We start from the raw sequence: 18,457 nt of genomic DNA, 5'->3' as shown, positions 1-18,457 counted from the left end.
TCTAATCGTATGAATTGAAGCTTAAATCTCATTTTATTAAACCTCTATAATTAAACTTTTAATAAAGATATTTAGATTTTAAACACTCTTATTGATATAAGAGTGTTTTCTTATATTTAATATTCATCAGTTTGAAATAGAGAGAAATGATAAAACCAAAAATATACAGTACTTAGAAATGGAAACCAAAGGTACAGCAACTAACCTCCTAATCTCGCGCCGCCCTCACCAATTCACTAAATCCCGAAACCAATCCTCCCCCAATACGTACTATAACTAAGGAGGCGTTTCTATGCCGACATGTAAAAACTGCGGAACCCAATGGAACTGGAAAGAATCGATGAAGGCGTCGTGGAAGTTCAGCGGAGCTATGCGCTGCCCGCAATGCCAAAGTGATCAATACGCAACTCCAAAATCCCGGCAGCGCATGACGCTCATCACCTGGCTGGTTTTATTGCCATTGCCGTTTACTGCATTATTCGATGTGCCGCTGCTGTATACGACTTCTATAATAATAGTGCTCTTTGCGATAGGGTTGTCCCTAATTCCAAAAGCAATGGAGCTGAGCAATGAGCATGAACCTATGTGGTAGGTGAACAGATGTTATTCCCGCAATAAGGTTTTTAGTTGAGGTGAATAGGGAATATGTTATGATTATCAGATACAAAAGAGGTGGTAGGATGCGAAAGAAATACCGGGATTTGAAACGCATGGGGAATGTAATTGTCTTTCCGACCACAGTGAATCGTCTGCTGGCAGAAGGAATGACGTTTCTGAAAGAAGAAAAATATGAGGACGCGCGGGATAACCTGTATCAGGTGCTGTCTTATGAACCTGAAAACGCGGCTGCTTTAGGCGGCTATACTTATTGTTTGTACGAGCTTGGGGAATTTGAAGAAGCCCTGGAAGTATGCAGGGAGTTATTGAAGGTCGGTCCGATCCACTACTTGGAGACGATGGAGCTATACATAAGCATTTTAATGCAAGTCCGTGAATTTGAAGAAGCGGAAAAGATGATTGAGGTATTAATAGAAGAAAAAGTGTTGCCGGAAGAACGGCTTGAACAGTTTCAGCAATTGCGGGATTTGAACGAGCGCATCGCAGCGAATGCGGCTACTGAGAAAGTGGATGCCTCAATCTATGCGCTTGATAGATTTTTGGCGCTGCACCCTGCTGAACAAGAGCAGCTGATTCTGGATTTGCCGACTACTTCCTATCAGGCCCTGAAAAAAAAGCTGTTGGCGATCATTGAGCATCCGGAAGCTGATCTGTTGACGAAGACATACATATTATTCATGCTGTTCCAGGAAAAGATTGAAGCGGAAGTAAAGGTTCAAAAATTCCATTACCATGGCACATTCCATATCAGTGAACTTCCTGATCCCGTCAACAATGGCCGCATCCGGAAGATAAAGGCCATTTTGGAAGAACAGCTGGCGAAAGATCCGACGCGGCTTGAACTGGTGAAGGAATTATTCGAACGCCATATTTACTTATTGTATCCATTCATTTGGGATGATTATCAGGAAACGGAAATAGCGCAGGGGTATATGGATTATACAGAAGGCCTGTTCAGTGGATTGACTTCGTTTAATGAAGATGAAAAGCTGCTGGAGCTGATCCAACAGGCTGAATTATGGTTTGAAATGCGCAATGGGTAGAAATAGTTGAACCTGTCGACATGTGTGCTATAATATTGAAGTTGTCAAAATTCGTATAAAACGTAAAATGACTTTGTAGAAAATGTTTGGAGGGCTTATAATATGTCAGCAAAATGGGAAAAACAAGAAGGTAACACAGGAGTTCTAACTATCGAAGTTCCTGCAGAAGAAGTAAACGCCGGTCTTGATAAAGCGTTTAAGAAAGTTGTTAAAGAAATCAACGTACCAGGCTTCCGCAAAGGGAAAATGCCTCGTCAAATGTTCGAAAAACGTTTCGGCGTCGAATCACTTTACCAAGACGCTTTAGATTTCATCCTGCCTGACGCTTACGCGAATGCAGTTGAAGAAGCAGGGATCAACCCAGTTGACCGCCCTGAAATCGATGTTGAAACACTTGAAAAAGACCAGCCGCTTGTATTTACAGCTAAAGTGATTGTAAAACCTGAAGTCCAGCTTGGCGAATACAAAGGCCTTGAAGCGTCAAAACCTGATACTGAGGTATCTGATGAAGATATCGAAAACCAGTTGAAAGAGCAGCAGGAGCGTTTGGCTGAGTTGACTGTTAAAGAAGACGAAGCAATCGTTGAAGGCGATACAGCTATTATCGATTTCGAAGGATTCGTAGATGGAGAAGCATTTGAAGGCGGACAAGGCAGTGACTACTCTCTTGAAATCGGTTCAAACTCATTTATCCCAGGATTCGAAGAACAATTGGTTGGCGTAAAAACTGGAGAAGAAAAAGACGTTGAAGTCACTTTCCCAGAAGAATACCACGCTGCTGAACTTGCAGGAAAAGCTGCAACGTTCAAAGTGAAAGTAAGCGAAGTTAAAGGCAAGGAACTTCCAGAGTTGAACGACGAGTTGGCTAAAGAAATCGACCCTGAAGTTGAAAGCCTGGAAGCTCTTCGCACGAAAATGAAAGACAGCCTGATTGCTGAGAAGAAATCTGCTGCTGATGCTACACTTCGTGACGAATTGGTTCAAAAAGCTGCTGAAAACGCAACAATCGACATTCCTCATGCAATGATCCATTCAGAAATGGACCGTATGATGAGCGATTTCGAACAGCGTTTGACTCAACAGGGGATGAACCTTGAATTGTACTTCCAGTTCTCTGGACAGGACGAAGCTGCACTTCGTGAGCAAATGCACGGTGATGCTGAAACACGCGTACGCGTTTCATTGACACTTGAAGCAATTGCTGAAGCTGAAAACATGCAAGTGACTTCAGAAGACATCAACAAAGAGCTTGAAAAGATGGCTGGACAGTTCAACATGGACATGGACCAGATCAAAACAGCTCTAGGTGGAACTGAAATGCTTGAAAATGATATCCGCATGCAGAACACAGTTGAGTTCCTAGTGGACAACGCTAAAATCTCTGAATAACACATAAGCAATATATAAGAACAAGGCGAAACAAGGTGCGGAAACGCACCTTGTTTTCCACTACATAGAACATGGATTTTCTACGTGCTTTGCCGAAGAATTGACGGTGAATCTAATTAGTTGCTACAATTACGATAATCTTGTAAGATAATGGCTTGAATAGGGGTGAATACATTGTTCAAATTCAATGACGAGAAAGAGCATTTAAAATGTTCATTTTGTGGCAAACCACAAGAGCAGGTTCGTAAACTGGTTGCAGGACCGGGTGTGTATATTTGTGACGAATGTATTGAGCTTTGTACGGAAATCGTAGAAGAAGAGCTTGGTACGGACGAAGAAGTAGAGTTCAAAGAAGTGCCTAAGCCAAAAGAAATTCTGGACATTCTGAACGGCTATGTCATCGGTCAGGAAAAAGCGAAGAAATCATTGGCTGTAGCAGTTTATAACCACTATAAACGCGTCAATTCCAACAGTAAAATTGATGATGTTGAGTTGTCGAAATCCAATATCGTCCTTATCGGACCAACAGGAAGCGGTAAAACATTGCTTGCTCAAACGTTGGCCCGTATTCTGAACGTGCCGTTTGCTATTGCAGATGCAACTTCATTGACGGAAGCCGGCTATGTCGGTGAAGACGTTGAAAACATTCTGCTCAAGCTGATCCAAGCTGCAGATTATGATGTTGAACGCGCAGAAAAAGGCATCATCTATATCGATGAAATCGATAAAGTGGCACGTAAATCCGAGAACCCATCGATCACACGCGATGTTTCCGGTGAAGGCGTACAGCAGGCCCTTCTGAAGATTTTGGAAGGAACCACTGCAAGCGTACCACCTCAGGGCGGACGCAAGCATCCTCATCAGGAATTCATCCAAATCGATACGACGAACGTATTGTTCATCGTAGGTGGCGCTTTTGACGGAGTAGACCAAATCATCAAACGCCGTCTCGGCAATAAAATCATCGGTTTTGGTGCAAATCCGAACAAAGAAGAATTGGACGAAAAATCATTGCTTAGCCAATTGATTCCTGAAGATCTTTTGAAATTCGGTTTGATTCCTGAATTCATCGGCCGTTTGCCTGTATTGGCTAGCCTTGAGCAATTGGATGAAAAAGCGTTAGTTGAAATTTTGACTGAGCCTAAAAATGCATTGATCAAGCAATACCAGAAGATGATGGAGCTTGATGGCGTTAAATTGACATTCGAGCCGGGTGCACTTGTCGAAATTGCGAAACTGGCAATTGAACGCAAAACCGGTGCCCGTGGACTTCGTTCAATTATTGAGAACACCATGCTTGAAGTGATGTTCGACCTGCCTTCACGCGAAGATATCGTTGAATGTGTCATCACTAAAGAAACTGTTGCGGATAGCGTGCAGCCTAAACTTATCTTAGAAGACGGCTCAGTATACGTTGACAATAATAATGAGAAAACATCCGCGTAATGAGTGGAACTTCACGCAGTTGAAAATTCTCGCTGGGTGATAGATGAACCAATCAAAAAGGATGATACGGGCTGACTCTGATCGTGCGCATCCGCGCGTTCTGGAGTTGGTCCGTTTTTGTTAGAAAAGCGAAAGCGGCCGTTTAGCTCCGACAAGCGCTGGAAGCCTTGCCGGTAATGGCGTTCTTCAGCCATTGCTGGAAAGGCTGAAGCGACTCGAGGAGCTGGCCGCTGGTGCTAAATAATGAAAAAAAGCAGCATTTGACAAGATTTGGTGCTGCAGATTCACGTTGAAAATATTCCCGGAGGTGACTTTTCACATGGCTAAGAAAAAAGTAACCAAGCGCGTCCCATTATTACCGTTAAGAGGGCTTCTCGTATTTCCGACGATGGTGTTGCATATAGATGTCGGCCGTGAACAATCCGTAGCGGCGTTGGAACAGGCGTTGCTGGAAGATAATATCATCTTCTTGGCGACTCAAAAAGATATGAGTACAGAACAGCCTGCGAAAGACGATCTTCATAAAATCGGTACATTGGCATACGTTAAACAGATGCTGAAATTGCCGAACGGCACAATCCGTGTGTTGGTTGAAGGTTTGGAACGCGGACAAATGAAAAACTACGAAGAAACAGAAAACTACACGGTTGTTGAAGTGACTTCATTCCCGGATGAAACGGAAAGAGACGCAGAGCAGGATGCCCTGATGCGTCTATTGCTGGAGCATTTCGAGAATTATGCGAAGAGCTCGAAAAAAGTCAGCACGGAAACCTACAATACGGTAGCGGATATCGAAGAGCCGGGCCGTTTGGCGGATATGGTCGCTTCCCATCTTTCCATGAAAGTGGCGGCCAAGCAGGAAGTACTGGAGACTTTTGATATCAGCAAGCGTCTAGAATTGTTGATTACGCGCCTGCACAGTGAACAGGAAGTCGTGGATCTGGAAAAACGGATCAATCTTCGTGTGAAAAAAGCAATGGAACAAACACAAAAAGAATTTTATTTGCGTGAGCAGATGAAAGCGATTCAAACCGAGCTTGGCGACAAAGACGGCAAATCTGCCGAAGTGGTCGACTTGAAAAAACGGATCGAAGAAGCAAATATGCCGGAATCCACTCAAAAAGTGGCTTTCAAAGAACTTGATCGTTACGAAAAATTGCCTTCTGCAGCGGCAGAAAGCGGCATTATCCGCAATTACATCGAGTGGCTGGTGACGATTCCGTGGTCAAAAGCAACAGATGACCGTCTGGATATCAAATACGCTGAAGAAGTCCTGGACCGTGACCATGATGGACTGGAAAGCGTCAAAGAACGCGTGCTGGAATATCTCGCTGTTCAACAGATGACCAATTCCCTGCGCGGACCTATTTTATGCTTAGTCGGACCTCCGGGTGTCGGTAAAACCTCTCTGGCGAAATCGATCGCTGAATCATTGGACCGTAATTTTGTCCGCGTTTCACTCGGCGGCGTCCGTGATGAATCAGAAATTCGCGGCCATCGCCGGACTTACGTCGGTGCGATGCCAGGCCGTATCATTCAAGGGATGAAAAAAGCGGGAACCGTCAATCCGGTCTTCCTGCTGGATGAGATCGATAAGATGTCGAATGATTTCCGCGGCGATCCCTCTTCTGCAATGTTGGAAGTATTGGATCCGGAACAGAATAATTCGTTCAGTGACCATTATATTGAAGAAACCTACGACCTTTCCAACGTGCTGTTCATTGCCACTGCCAATGATCTTGGATCGATTCCAGGGCCGTTGCGCGACCGCATGGAAGTTATTTCGATTGCCGGTTATACCGAAGTCGAAAAGCAGATGATTGCGAAAAACCATCTGGCTCCGAAACAATTGAAGGAACACGGATTAACGGACGAACAGCTGCAGTTCAGCGACGAAGCTTTGCTCAACATCGTCCGCTACTACACGCGCGAAGCCGGTGTCCGCGGACTGGAGCGCCAAATCGCTTCCATCTGCCGCAAAGTGACCAAGCAGATCATCTCAAAAGAGAAAGAGCAGGTTCGTGTTGGAGCAGAGGAAGTGGAAGCTTATCTTGGCAAACGCAAATTCCGCTACGGTATGGCGGAAACAGAAAACCAAATCGGCGTTGCAACAGGGCTTGCCTACACGACAGTCGGGGGAGATACGCTTCAAATTGAAGTTTCCCTGTCAGCCGGTAAAGGCAAACTGCAATTGACGGGTAAACTGGGTGACGTCATGAAGGAATCCGCACAGACGGCTTTATCGTTTGTCCGTGCCAATGCAGAATCTTTTGGAATCGATCCGAATTTCCATGAATCGCATGATATCCACATCCATGTACCGGAAGGCGCTGTTCCAAAAGACGGCCCTTCAGCGGGCATCACCATCGCAACCGCTTTGGTGTCTGCCTTAACCAAGCGTCCAATCCGCCGTGACGTCGGCATGACCGGTGAAATTACGCTTCGAGGCCGCGTTTTGCCAATCGGCGGAATCAAAGAAAAAACTTTGAGTGCCCACCGTGCCGGCTTGAAGACCATCATCCTGCCGCTCGACAATGAGCGTGACCTGGAAGATATCCCAGAATCAATCCGCGAAGAGCTGACCTTTAAACTGGTCTCTCAAGCGGAAGAGGCATTGGAAATTGCCTTAGAAGGAGAAAATGAATGAAGGTTAATAAGGTAGAACTAGTAATCAGCGCCGTCCGTCCGGATCAGTATCCGGAAGACGGCCTGCCGGAATTCGCTCTAGCTGGACGATCGAACGTCGGCAAATCGTCTTTTATCAACAAAATGATCGGCCGCAAAAGCATGGCCCGCATTTCATCCAAACCCGGCAAGACCCAGACGTTGAACTTCTATAAAATCGAAGAAAAGCTGTTCTACGTCGATGTTCCCGGATACGGCTATGCCAAAGTATCAAAAAGCGAACGCGAAGCATGGGGCAAGATGATCGAACGCTATATCACCGGCCGCGAACCCTTGCGTGCAGTCATCCAAATTGTTGACTTGCGCCATCCGCCAAGCAAAGACGATGTCGCCATGTATGACTTCATGAAACATTTCGAGATTCCCTGCATCATCATCGCGACCAAAGCGGATAAAATTCCAAGAGGCAAATGGGACAAGCACAAGAAAATTGTCCGCACCACGCTCGACATGGACAAATCCGATCCACTGATCGTCTTCTCGTCCGAAACCGGACTGGGCAAAGACGAAGCGTGGCAGGAAATTGAAAGCAGAATGCAATAATCCAAAGCGCAGCCTCCGGGTTGTGCTTTTTTTGAACAGTGAATTTAATTTTAAATAAGAGATTCCGCAAACTAGTTCAGCTTTCCTGCGGGCGTCCGCCTGAAGCAAATTCTCTACCCTGCGAAACCCTGAGTTAACAGGTAATTCTGACTAAGAGCGTTATACTTGTAGACAAGAAACGCCTTTGCTACTATTAGTTTATAATAATTATAAACAAGCGCTATATTCATGCCTTGTTCACAATTTTAAAGGCATAATAAACAAAATAAGTGGTATACTAATTTTATAGGAAATATGAACGTGAAAGGTGTTTTGTACCCATGCATACATTAGTAGTTGGGGTGAATTATCGCTCTGCACCCGTGGAGATCCGCGAAAAGCTATCATTTATAGAAAATGAATTGCCACAGGCGATGCAGGCGTTAAAAGAACAAAAAAGCATATTGGAGAACGTCATTGTTTCCACCTGTAACCGGACGGAAATCTATGCGGTCGTAGATCAGCTTCACACAGGAAGATATTATGTGAAGCAATTTCTTGCTGATTATTTTGATTTACCCCAGGAAGCCATTTCTCAATATTTATTCGTCCACGAACAGGATGAAGCGATCGAACATCTATTCCGCGTAACAGCCGGCATCGATTCGATGGTATTGGGTGAAACGCAGATTCTGGGCCAGGTAAGAAACAGTTTTCTTGCTGGGCAGGAACACGGAACTACGGGTACTGTATTCAATCAATTGTTCAAGCAGGCAGTAACTTTGGCGAAACGGGCGCATTCTGAAACAGCTATCGGCGAAAACGCAGTATCTGTTTCGTATGCGGCGGTTGAACTCGGCAAGAAGATTTTTGGCACGCTTAAAAACAAGCATGTCGTTATTTTAGGTGCCGGAAAAATGGGCGAATTGGCCATTAAAAACCTTCAGGGAAGTGGTGCTGACCGTGTAACAGTCATCAACCGGACTTTCGAGAAGGCTGAGTTGCTTGCTGGAAAATTTGGGGGCAGCGCTAAACCGTTAAACCAATTGCAATGTGCATTGCTGGAAGCGGATATCCTGATTTCATCAACGGGATCGACGGATTTTGTCATTGATCTTGAGTTGATGCAGTTTGTGGAGAAACTTCGTAAAGGCAAGCCGTTGTTTATGGTGGACATCGCAGTTCCGCGTGATATGGATCCGCGCATCGGCGATTTGCCGAATGTCTTCCTGTATGATATTGATGACATGCAGGGGATTGTGGAAGCGAATTTGGCAGAGCGTGAACGCGCGGCTGGCGAAATTATGACCATGATCAATCAGGAAACACTTCAGTTCAACGACTGGCTGACAACGCTTGGCGTTGTGCCGGTAATTTCTGCGCTTCGCCAAAAAGCACTCAGCATACAGGCTGAGACTATGGCGAGCATTGAAAACAAAATGCCGGATCTGACTGACCGTGAGAAAAAAGTCCTTAACAAGCATACTAAATCGATCATCAATCAATTGTTGAAAGATCCGATTCTGCAGGCGAAGGAAATGGGCGGAGCGCCTAAATCACGTGAGCAATTGGAATTATTCATGCAAATCTTCGGTATTGAAGAAGAAGTTGAGCAGGAAATACAGAATCAGTCGAAAGCGCTCCGAAAGAAAACGGATAAAGCCGTTCTTCAAACCCAGCAAGCAACAACTGAAACTCCCAAATATTCATTTTAAGCTTTCTTGAAGAGGCGTTTTCGGATCTATATGTTAAAATGTAGAGACGGAACGCCTTTAACTATGGAAACGAAGGGGAATGGGATGGCAGATATAACAATGGCAAGGCTGCACGAAGCTATGGTTATACTATATGCTGTCAGCCTTGTTTTTTATTTTATTGATTACTTATATAAAGAAAAAAAAGCCAGCCGGATTGCGATGACTTTGCTCGGCATTGTCTGGGTAATGCAAACCGTATTCCTAAGCTTGTATATTATTGAAACCCAGCGATTTCCGATATTGACCTTGTTTGAAGGCATTTATTTTTATGCCTGGCTTTTAGTGACGCTGTCACTCGTTTTGAGGATTTTCTACCGCTTTGATTTTGCGGTTTTTTTCATCAATATCATCGGGTTCATCTTCATGACGATCCATACTTTTGCGCCGGTCCAGATCGAGCGGTCGCCTATTGGAGAAGCGCTGGTGTCGGAACTATTGTTCATCCACATCAGCTTCGCGATTCTTTCCTATGTGGCATTTTCCTTGTCGTTCGTCTTTTCGGCGCTTCACATGATTCTTTACAGAATGCTGAAGCGGAAAAAATGGACAAAGCAGTGGAGCAGCCTGCCGTCACTCGGCCAAACCCAGCAATTCATGACGATTTCAATACTGGTCGGCATTTCGTTGCTGTTCGTGTCACTGGTGCTGGGGCTGCAATGGGCGTATATCTCACTGGCTGAGTTTTCGTTGTTGGACATGAAGATTATCGGGTCGTTCATTTTACTGGTAGTCTACAGCTTTATCCTTTGGTGGCACCGCAAGGGCTCACTGAATGGAATGAATTATGCGCTGGCACATACGTATGCATTTTTACTGCTGCTGATCAATTTCTTTTTGGGCAGCCGATTATCTGAATTTCATTTTTGGTATTAAGGAAAGGTAGGATTCATTTGAGAAAAATTATTGTAGGTTCAAGAAGAAGCAAGCTGGCGTTGACACAAACCAACCAGTTTATCGATAAAATGAAAGCAGCGGGAGTACCATTTGAATTTGAAATTAAGGAAATCGTTACGAAAGGCGACCGCATCGTTGATGTCATGCTTTCGAAAGTCGGCGGCAAAGGCTTATTCGTCAAAGAAATCGAACAGGCGCTTGTTGACCGTGAAATCGATTTTGCTGTCCACAGCATGAAGGATATGCCATCAGTCTTGCCGGAAGGCCTGGCAATCGGTTGTATTCCTGAACGTGAAGATCCGCGTGACGCGTATATTGCGAATGGCCACGTGAAATTAATGGAGCTTCCTGTTGGAGCAGTTGTCGGAACCAGCAGCCTGCGCCGCAGTTCACAGCTTTTGCTGCTGCGTCCGGACCTCGATATCCAATGGATCCGCGGCAACATCGATACGCGTCTTGCAAAATTGAAGGCGGGCGATTTTGACGCCATCATTTTGGCGGCTGCCGGTTTGAAACGGATGGGCTGGAAAGATGACCTGGTCACTGAATTCATGGAAGTGGATGAATGCCTCCCAGCTATCGGACAAGGTGCGTTAGGTATTGAATGCCGCGAAGACGACAAAGAACTTCTGGCAGAACTGGCTAAACTTAATCATGAAGAAACTGCTTTGGCGGTCAAAGCAGAGCGCAAATTCCTTCGGGATATGGACGGCAGCTGCCAAGTGCCGATTGCTGGCTTTGCAACTGTAAACGAGGGGGAAATCACTTTTACTGGACTGATTTCTTCACCGGAAGCCGATCAAGTGTTCAAGGAAGTATCCATCAGCCGTGATCCGATCGAAGCGGGCCGTGTGGTTGCTGAGAAAATCAGCGCACAAGGCGGCTACGATTTGATTCAACGCGTTAAAGCTGAGAGCAATGTCTGACAAAGATCTTTTGCTCGAAGGCGAAACCATCGTTTTCACCGGTTCCAGAGAGCCAGAGGAAGCGGTCCGCCATGCACAATCGATGGGAGCGGAGACGCTCTATCTGCCGCTTGTCACCACCTCGATCCGCCAGTCGGAAAAGCCGGATTTTAACGGCTACGACTGGCTGATTTTCACGAGCCGCACCAGTGCGCAGGTGTTTTGCCAGCTTCATGAAAATGTCGCGGCGAAAATTGCGGCGGTGGGTGACCAGACGGCTGTAGTGCTGCAGCAACATGGCTACACCGTCGATTTTATTCCGAGAGTTTTTAGTGCCGATTACTTTATTCAGGAGTTTCCGGTGATTTCCGGTAAAGTCAAATGCTTGTTCATTAAAGGCAATTTAGCGAAAAATACCATTGCTTCGATGCACATGCAAGTGGATGAGTGGACGGTTTATGATACTGTGCTGGATTTAAAAAACGCAAAAAAACTGGTGACGCTGAAAGGTGTCATCATTCTATTCGCCAGTCCTTCGGCGGTGTCGGCATACCGGCAGGCAGGAGGAAACTGGTCGAATATCCGCACCGCTGCCATTGGCCATGTTACCAAACAAGCCATTGAGGCAAACGGCGGGAAGGTGGATTTTACACCTGAAAAATATACTTATCTGGAAGTCATCAATGAAATAGCGAAAGGAAGTTTGTCAAAATGAAAGAATTGAATTTTAACCGTCACCGCCGTTTACGCGGTTCTGCCAATATCCGGTCAATGGTCCGCGAAACGAGCTTACATAAAGAGGATTTCATTTATCCGATTTTTGTCGTTGAAGGCGAGAATATCAAACATGAGATTTCGTCAATGCCGGGTGTTTTCCATTTTTCACTGGATAAATTGGGCGAAGAACTCGATGAAGTCGTTGATCTTGGAATTCCTTCCGTCATTCTTTTCGGCGTACCGGACCACAAAGATGCACTTGGCACGCAAGCCTATCATGATCACGGCATCACGCAGGAAGCGATCCGTTTTGCGAAAAATCGCCATCCTGAATTGGTGGTCATCGCCGATACATGCTTATGCCAATATACGGATCACGGCCATTGCGGCTTGATCGAAGACGGCGTTATCCTGAACGACGAATCGCTGGATCTGTTGGCACAGACGGCTGTGTCCCAGGCAAAAGCAGGAGCTGACATCATCGCGCCATCGAATATGATGGACGGTTTCGTGGCAGCCATCCGTTACGGACTGGATCAGGCCGGCTTTGAAAATACGCCGATTATGTCATACGGCGTCAAATATTCTTCCGCTTATTACGGACCTTTCCGTGAAGCGGCCCACTCAACGCCTCAATTCGGAGACCGCAAAACTTACCAGATGGATCCGGCAAACCGCATGGAAGCCTTGCGTGAAGCAACTTCTGATATTCAAGAAGGCGCAGATTTCATGATCGTCAAACCGGCGTTGTCCTACTTGGACATTATCCGCGAAGTCCGCGATAATTTTGATATTCCGATTGTTGCCTATAACGTATCAGGCGAATACGCCATGGTCAAAGCGGCAGCAGCGAACGGCTGGATCGATGAAGAGAAAATCGTTCTGGAAACCTTATTGAGCATGAAGCGCGCAGGAGCGGATATCGTCATGACCTATCACGCAAAAGATGCAGCACGCTGGCTGGAGGCGACTAAATGACATACGAAAAATCGATCGCAGCATTTACTGAAGCAAAAAAATTAATGCCGGGCGGCGTCAACAGCCCGGTCCGTGCCTTTAAATCGGTCAATATGGATCCGATTTTCATGCAATCCGGCAGTGGAGCGACAATCACTGATATCGACGGCAATACGTACATTGATTACGTCTTGTCATGGGGGCCGCTGATTTTGGGCCATGCCCATCCGGAAGTGGTCAAAGCAATTCAGGAAACGGCAACGCTTGGAACATCATTCGGCGCACCGACCGTCCTTGAAAATACTATGGCGAAACTGGTCATGGACCGCGTCCCATCGATTGAAATGATCCGTATGGTATCGTCTGGTACAGAAGCGACGATGAGCGCATTGCGCGTAGCCCGTGGCTATACCGGACGCGACAAGATCCTGAAGTTTGAAGGCTGCTACCACGGCCACGGCGACAGCCTGTTGATCAAAGCAGGTTCAGGCGTTGCGACTTTGGGCTTGCCGGATTCACCCGGTGTTCCAGAATCGGTCGCTAAAAATACGATCACTGTTCCATTCAATGACTTAGAGAGTGTCCGCACAGCTTTCCAGGAATATGGCGACGAGTTGGCTGCTGTTATTGTTGAGCCGGTTGCCGGCAATATGGGCGTTGTGCCGCCAAATGAAGGCTTCCTGCAGGAACTTCGCAATTTAACGCATGAAAATGGCACAATCCTGATTTTTGATGAAGTCATGACCGGATTCCGTGTCGGCTACAATTGTGCACAAGGTTATTTCGGCGTAACACCGGATATGACGTGCCTCGGCAAAGTCATCGGCGGCGGATTGCCTGTCGGCGCATTCGGCGGAAAACGTGAAATCATGCAGCAAGTTGCACCGAGCGGTTCGATCTACCAGGCAGGCACCCTGTCCGGAAATCCGCTTGCGATGCGGGCAGGATTTGAAACCCTGTCCCGTTTGACGGAAGAAAACTATGAGGTCTTCATCGAACGAGGCGACCAACTTGAAAAAGGTTTCCGGGAAGCAGCGACGAAATACAATATCCCGCATACCGTCAACCGCGCAGGCTCGATGATTGGTTTCTTCTTCACAAACGAAGATGTCGTCGATTTCGAGACAGCAAAAACTTCGGACACTGAGTTGTTCGCAGATTATTACCGCTTGATGGCGGAAGAAGGCATTTTCCTGCCGCCGTCCCAGTTTGAAGGCATGTTCCTATCGACTGCCCACACGGAAGAGCATATTGCAAAAACCGTGGAAGCATTCCATACCGTATTTGCTAAATTGGCACGTTAAGCAACAAAAGAGCGCTGAAGCGTCTGGGTCATCCGGATGCTTCAGCGCCTTTTTTCGGTTATTTATGAATAGAAAAACTGCGTGTGGAAAATATCTCTTGCCCACGGATTGAGATATTTCGTGTACCATAGAAAGAAGGAACAACACTTAGAAATGGGGGATGACTGTGAGGCCATTTGGAGTGACCGCACTCATTGCGATGGCAGCAGGAGCGGTGTTCGAGGCGGTTGGGATGTTCCTGCCGTGGCTTCTTGGGCCGATGTTTGCCTTGCTTTTGGTCAATCAATTCACGAAAATCCCTTTGCACTGGCCAAAAATTCTGCGGACTGTGGGGCTGGTGATGCTCGGCGTGCAGATCGGTTCGTCATTTACGCGGGATGCGGTGCTGTTGATGGCGGTGGATTTGCCATACATGGCGTTCATGACGGTTTCCGTGGTCGCATTATCGATTGGGCTCGGCCTGTTGTTCAAGCGCATGGTCCGTGAAAGCCTGGCGACCAGCCTGCTCGGGTCGATTCCCGGGGGCTTGGCACAGATGGTGATCATCGCAGAAGAGATTCCTTCAGCGAACATCACTGTCGTAACGATGATGCAGACGATCCGGATTTTCATGGTGGTGACGATTGTGCCGTTCCTGACGATTTTCCTGAACGGCAGAGGCGCGGGCGAACTGGAGCAGCAGCTCTTTGCCTTCTCGCCCATGCTATTCCTGTTGGCATCTGTTGTCGGTGTCGTGCTTTTCTTTGGAATGAAACGGATCGGTTTTCCAGCTGCTGAACTGCTGGCGCCGATCCTGGCGATGGCCGCCGTGCAGACCGTGTTGGGTGATGTCCTGATTGATATGCCGTACTGGCTCATTGCCATTGCGCAAGTGTGCATCGGAGCCAGCCTCGGACTTCAGATGGAAGGGATCGGCGACAAGCTGACCTTCCGTTTGGGCGCTGCAATCGTCTTGAACAATGTGCTGCTGATCGGCTTTACTGTCTTGATTGCGTTTGTCTTAACGGCATGGCTGCCGGAATACATATTCCTCGACTTTTTCCTGAGCGCAGCACCCGGCGGCATAGCGGAAATGGCGATTACGGCGCTCGCCGCCGGAGGCGATGTGGCGCTCATCACCGGCTTCCAGCTGTTCCGGTTATTCTTTATTCTGCTGGTAGCGGCCCCAGTCGTGGCATTCATTGTAAAAAAACTTGACGCTAAAAGCGGATATTGAGTACAATAAGGGTAATTAGATATTCATGCGTTGAAGAGGATAGTAGAATGTGCGTACATTTCAGAGAGAAGGCCGATGGGTGAGAGGCTTTCATGGACACATATTTGAATGTCACCTCGGAGCAGTTGCCGTGAAATGAGTAGCGGGAACCGGACTTAACATCCGTTATGAAACTTGAGAGCCAGGTGTGCAAGTGGACCTGTGTATAAAGGTGGTACCGCGAAAAACTCCTTCGTCCTTTACAGACGACAGGAGTTTTTTGCGTTGTGCCAGAAATTAGAGGAGGAATTCCAATGACTGAACAAATGTCGACCAAGTACGATCCGCAATCGATTGAAAAAGGGCGTTACGAGTGGTGGGTCAACAACAAATTCTTCGAAGCAAAACCGGAAAGCGGCAAAACGCCGTATACCATTGTGATTCCGCCGCCGAACGTTACCGGCAAGCTGCATTTGGGGCATGCCTGGGACACGACTTTGCAGGACATCATGACACGCATGAAACGCATGCAAGGCTTTGACGCCTTGTGGCTTCCAGGAATGGACCATGCCGGCATTGCGACACAGGCAAAAGTGGAAGGCAAGCTGAAAGAAGAAGGACGTTCACGCTACGATTTGGGCCGTGAAGCGTTTCTGGAAGAATCATGGAAATGGAAAGACCAGTACGCGGGCCATATCCGTGAGCAATGGGCGAAATTGGGCCTTGGCCTTGATTATTCCCGTGAGCGTTTTACTTTGGATGAGGGCTTGTCAGATGCGGTACGTGAAGTTTTTGTGAAACTCTATGAGAAAAAACTGATCTACCGCGGCAAATACATCATCAACTGGGATCCAGCGACCAAAACCGCTATTTCCGATATCGAAGTAATCTACAAAGACGTACAAGGTGCGTTTTATCATATGCGCTATCCGCTTGCAGACGGCAGCGGCCACATCGAAATCGCGACAACGCGTCCCGAGACGATGCTTGGCGATACAGCGGTTGCGGTTCACCCGAAAGACGAACGCTACCAGCATTTGATCGGCAAAAAAGTCATTCTTCCGATCATCGGCCGTGAAATGGAAATTATTGCGGACGATTACGTGGACATGGAATTCGGAAGCGGTGCGGTGAAAATCACACCGGCACACGACCCGAATGACTTTGAAATCGGCAATCGCCACAACCTGGAACGCGTCTTGATCATGCACGAAGACGGCTCGATGAACGAAAACGCCGGCAAGTACGAAGGGCTGGACCGTTTCGAATGCCGCAAACAGATCGTCAAAGATTTGCAGGACCTGGATGTGTTGTTCAAAATTGAAGAGCACCTGCATTCGGTAGGCCATTCAGAGCGCAGCGGGGCAGTCGTTGAGCCTTACCTGTCAACACAGTGGTTCGTGGACATGAAGCCTTTGGCTGCAGCATCCGTGGAAGCACAAAAAACGGATGCAGGCGTCAATTTCGTACCGGAACGTTTCGAGAAAACATACCTGCACTGGATGGAAAACATCCGCGACTGGTGTATCTCACGCCAGCTTTGGTGGGGACATCAGATTCCGGCCTGGTACCATAACGAAACGGGCGAAATCTATGTTGGCCACGAAGCACCGGCTGACGCTGAAAACTGGACGCAGGACGAAGACGTTCTGGATACCTGGTTCTCATCTGCCCTATGGCCGTTCTCAACACTGGGCTGGCCAAAAGAAAATGATGACTTGAGCCGCTACTACCCGACCGATGCATTGGTTACAGGCTATGACATCATCAACTTCTGGGTATCCCGGATGATTTTCCAGGCACTTGAATTCACCGGTGAAAAACCTTTTAAAGACGTCTTGATCCACGGACTTGTACGCGACGCGGAAGGACGCAAAATGTCCAAATCGCTCGGCAACGGCGTCGATCCGATGGATGTCATTTCCGAGTACGGAGCGGATTCCCTGCGCTACTTCCTGGCAACGGCTTCGTCTCCTGGACAGGATCTTCGCTACGCGAACGACAAAGTCGAGTCTGTATGGAACTTTGCCAATAAAATCTGGAATGCTTCTCGTTTTGCTTTGATGAACATGGATGGCATGACCTACGATCAAATCGACTTGTCCGGCAAGAAATCCGTAGCCGATTCATGGATCCTGACACGTTTGAATGAAACCATCGAACAGGTGACCGATCTTGCAGAACGCTACGAATTTGGTGAAGTGGGACGTTCACTTTATAACTTTATCTGGGATGATTTCTGTGACTGGTATATCGAAATGTCGAAACTGCCATTATACGGCGAAGACGAAGAAGCGAAGAAAATGACGCGTTCGGTTCTAGCCTATGTACTGGATAACACGATGCGCTTGTTGCATCCGTTCATGCCGTTCATCACGGAAGAAATCTGGCAGAATCTGCCGCATCAAGGCGAATCGATCACCATTGCGGCATGGCCGACAGTGGATGAGTCCCTGACGGACCAAAACCAGTCTTCGAGCATGAAGCTGTTGATGGATGTCATCCGTTCGGTACGGACCATCCGTTCAGAAGTACAGTCGCCGATGAGCAAAAAAGTGCCATTGACAATTTCAGCGAAAGACGCCAACATCCATGCTGTCCTTGAAGCGAACGCAGCGTATATCGAACGTTTCTGCAACCCGGAAACTTTGACGATCGGCCAAAACATCGAAGCGCCAGAAAAATCGATGTCCGCTGTTGTGTCCGGTGCTGAATTGTTCATGCCGCTTGAAGGCTTGATCGATATTGATGCAGAACTTGCACGTTTGAACAAAGAACTGGAAAAATGGGCAAAAGAAGTCAAGCTCGTCAGCGGCAAATTGTCGAACGAACGCTTTGTTTCCAAAGCACCAGAAGCAGTTGTTGCAGAAGAACGTGCGAAACAAGCCGATTACGTGGAAAAACACGCAACGGTTGAAAAACGCATTGTGGAATTGCAGAACCTGTAAGATATCAAAAAACCGCTTTCCCAAATGGGAGAGCGGTTTTTTCGTTTTATAGGGATATTCCGTAAACTAGCTCCGCT

14 protein-coding genes and 1 other annotated feature are annotated in these 18,457 nt (G+C 47.1%); all 14 genes read left to right on the top strand.

All coding sequences use genetic code 11. The annotated features are described in order from the left end of the window. Nucleotides 1-292: 292 nt before the first annotated feature. A complete protein-coding gene (locus AC1MEO_RS05665; RefSeq protein ID WP_480334929.1) occupies nt 293-592 on the top strand; it encodes a TIGR04104 family putative zinc finger protein in 300 nt (99 codons plus the stop codon). 88 nt (nt 593-680) lie between these two features. Continuing rightward, entirely contained in the window at nt 681-1,661 is a 981-nt protein-coding gene (locus AC1MEO_RS05660) for a tetratricopeptide repeat protein (protein ID WP_480334928.1), read from the top strand. A 102-nt stretch (nt 1,662-1,763) separates the two neighbouring features. Then, complete coding sequence (gene tig, locus AC1MEO_RS05655) at nt 1,764-3,050, top strand: trigger factor (RefSeq protein WP_480334927.1); 1,287 nt, start codon at nt 1,764-1,766, stop codon at nt 3,048-3,050. Nucleotides 3,051-3,224: 174 nt separating this feature from the next. After that, on the top strand, nt 3,225-4,496 hold the full coding sequence (clpX, locus tag AC1MEO_RS05650) for an ATP-dependent protease ATP-binding subunit ClpX (RefSeq protein ID WP_480334926.1): 1,272 nt from the start codon (nt 3,225-3,227) through the stop codon (nt 4,494-4,496). Nucleotides 4,497-4,815: 319 nt separating this feature from the next. Continuing rightward, nucleotides 4,816-7,143 (top strand): endopeptidase La, encoded by a 2,328-nt coding sequence (gene lon, locus AC1MEO_RS05645; RefSeq protein ID WP_480334924.1) that lies wholly within the window; start codon nt 4,816-4,818, stop codon nt 7,141-7,143. Continuing rightward, on the top strand, nt 7,140-7,724 hold the full coding sequence (gene yihA, locus AC1MEO_RS05640; protein ID WP_480334923.1) for a ribosome biogenesis GTP-binding protein YihA/YsxC: 585 nt from the start codon (nt 7,140-7,142) through the stop codon (nt 7,722-7,724). The genes lon and yihA overlap by 4 nt, the downstream gene beginning before the upstream one ends. Before the next feature lie 320 nt (nt 7,725-8,044). After that, nucleotides 8,045-9,418: a glutamyl-tRNA reductase gene (gene hemA, locus AC1MEO_RS05635; protein WP_480334922.1), complete on the top strand. Its 1,374-nt coding sequence runs from the start codon at nt 8,045-8,047 to the stop codon at nt 9,416-9,418. Between the two features lie 84 nt (nt 9,419-9,502). Continuing rightward, nucleotides 9,503-10,333 carry a cytochrome c biogenesis protein CcsA gene (gene ccsA, locus AC1MEO_RS05630; protein ID WP_480334921.1) on the top strand — a complete coding sequence of 277 codons (831 nt, stop codon included), beginning with the start codon at nt 9,503-9,505 and terminating at the stop codon, nt 10,331-10,333. Between the two features lie 17 nt (nt 10,334-10,350). Beyond that, nucleotides 10,351-11,280 carry a hydroxymethylbilane synthase gene (gene hemC, locus AC1MEO_RS05625; RefSeq protein WP_480334919.1) on the top strand — a complete coding sequence of 310 codons (930 nt, stop codon included), beginning with the start codon at nt 10,351-10,353 and terminating at the stop codon, nt 11,278-11,280. Continuing rightward, nucleotides 11,273-11,974, top strand: coding sequence for a uroporphyrinogen-III synthase (locus tag AC1MEO_RS05620; protein ID WP_480334918.1), 702 nt, complete (start codon nt 11,273-11,275; stop codon nt 11,972-11,974). Before hemC ends, AC1MEO_RS05620 begins: the two co-directional genes overlap by 8 nt. Continuing rightward, the gene (gene hemB, locus AC1MEO_RS05615) at nt 11,971-12,954 is read left to right on the top strand and encodes a porphobilinogen synthase (protein ID WP_480334917.1); all 984 of its coding nucleotides are present in this window, start codon (nt 11,971-11,973) and stop codon (nt 12,952-12,954) included. The genes AC1MEO_RS05620 and hemB overlap by 4 nt, the downstream gene beginning before the upstream one ends. After that, nucleotides 12,951-14,237 (top strand): glutamate-1-semialdehyde 2,1-aminomutase, encoded by a 1,287-nt coding sequence (hemL, locus tag AC1MEO_RS05610; protein ID WP_480334916.1) that lies wholly within the window; start codon nt 12,951-12,953, stop codon nt 14,235-14,237. The genes hemB and hemL overlap by 4 nt, the downstream gene beginning before the upstream one ends. 166 nt (nt 14,238-14,403) lie before the next feature. Next, complete coding sequence (locus AC1MEO_RS05605; protein ID WP_480334915.1) at nt 14,404-15,453, top strand: AbrB family transcriptional regulator; 1,050 nt, start codon at nt 14,404-14,406, stop codon at nt 15,451-15,453. Nucleotides 15,454-15,474: 21 nt separating this feature from the next. Then, nucleotides 15,475-15,696, top strand: a binding site (T-box leader). A gap of 50 nt (nt 15,697-15,746) precedes the next feature. Then, nucleotides 15,747-18,380 carry a valine--tRNA ligase gene (locus AC1MEO_RS05600; RefSeq protein WP_480334914.1) on the top strand — a complete coding sequence of 878 codons (2,634 nt, stop codon included), beginning with the start codon at nt 15,747-15,749 and terminating at the stop codon, nt 18,378-18,380. Nucleotides 18,381-18,457 lie beyond the last annotated feature (77 nt).

The sequence above is a fragment of the Planococcus sp. BI3 genome (assembly GCF_056680115.1).
Note: the sequence above shows the minus strand (reverse complement) of the source record. Positions and strands in the feature narration are given on the sequence as shown.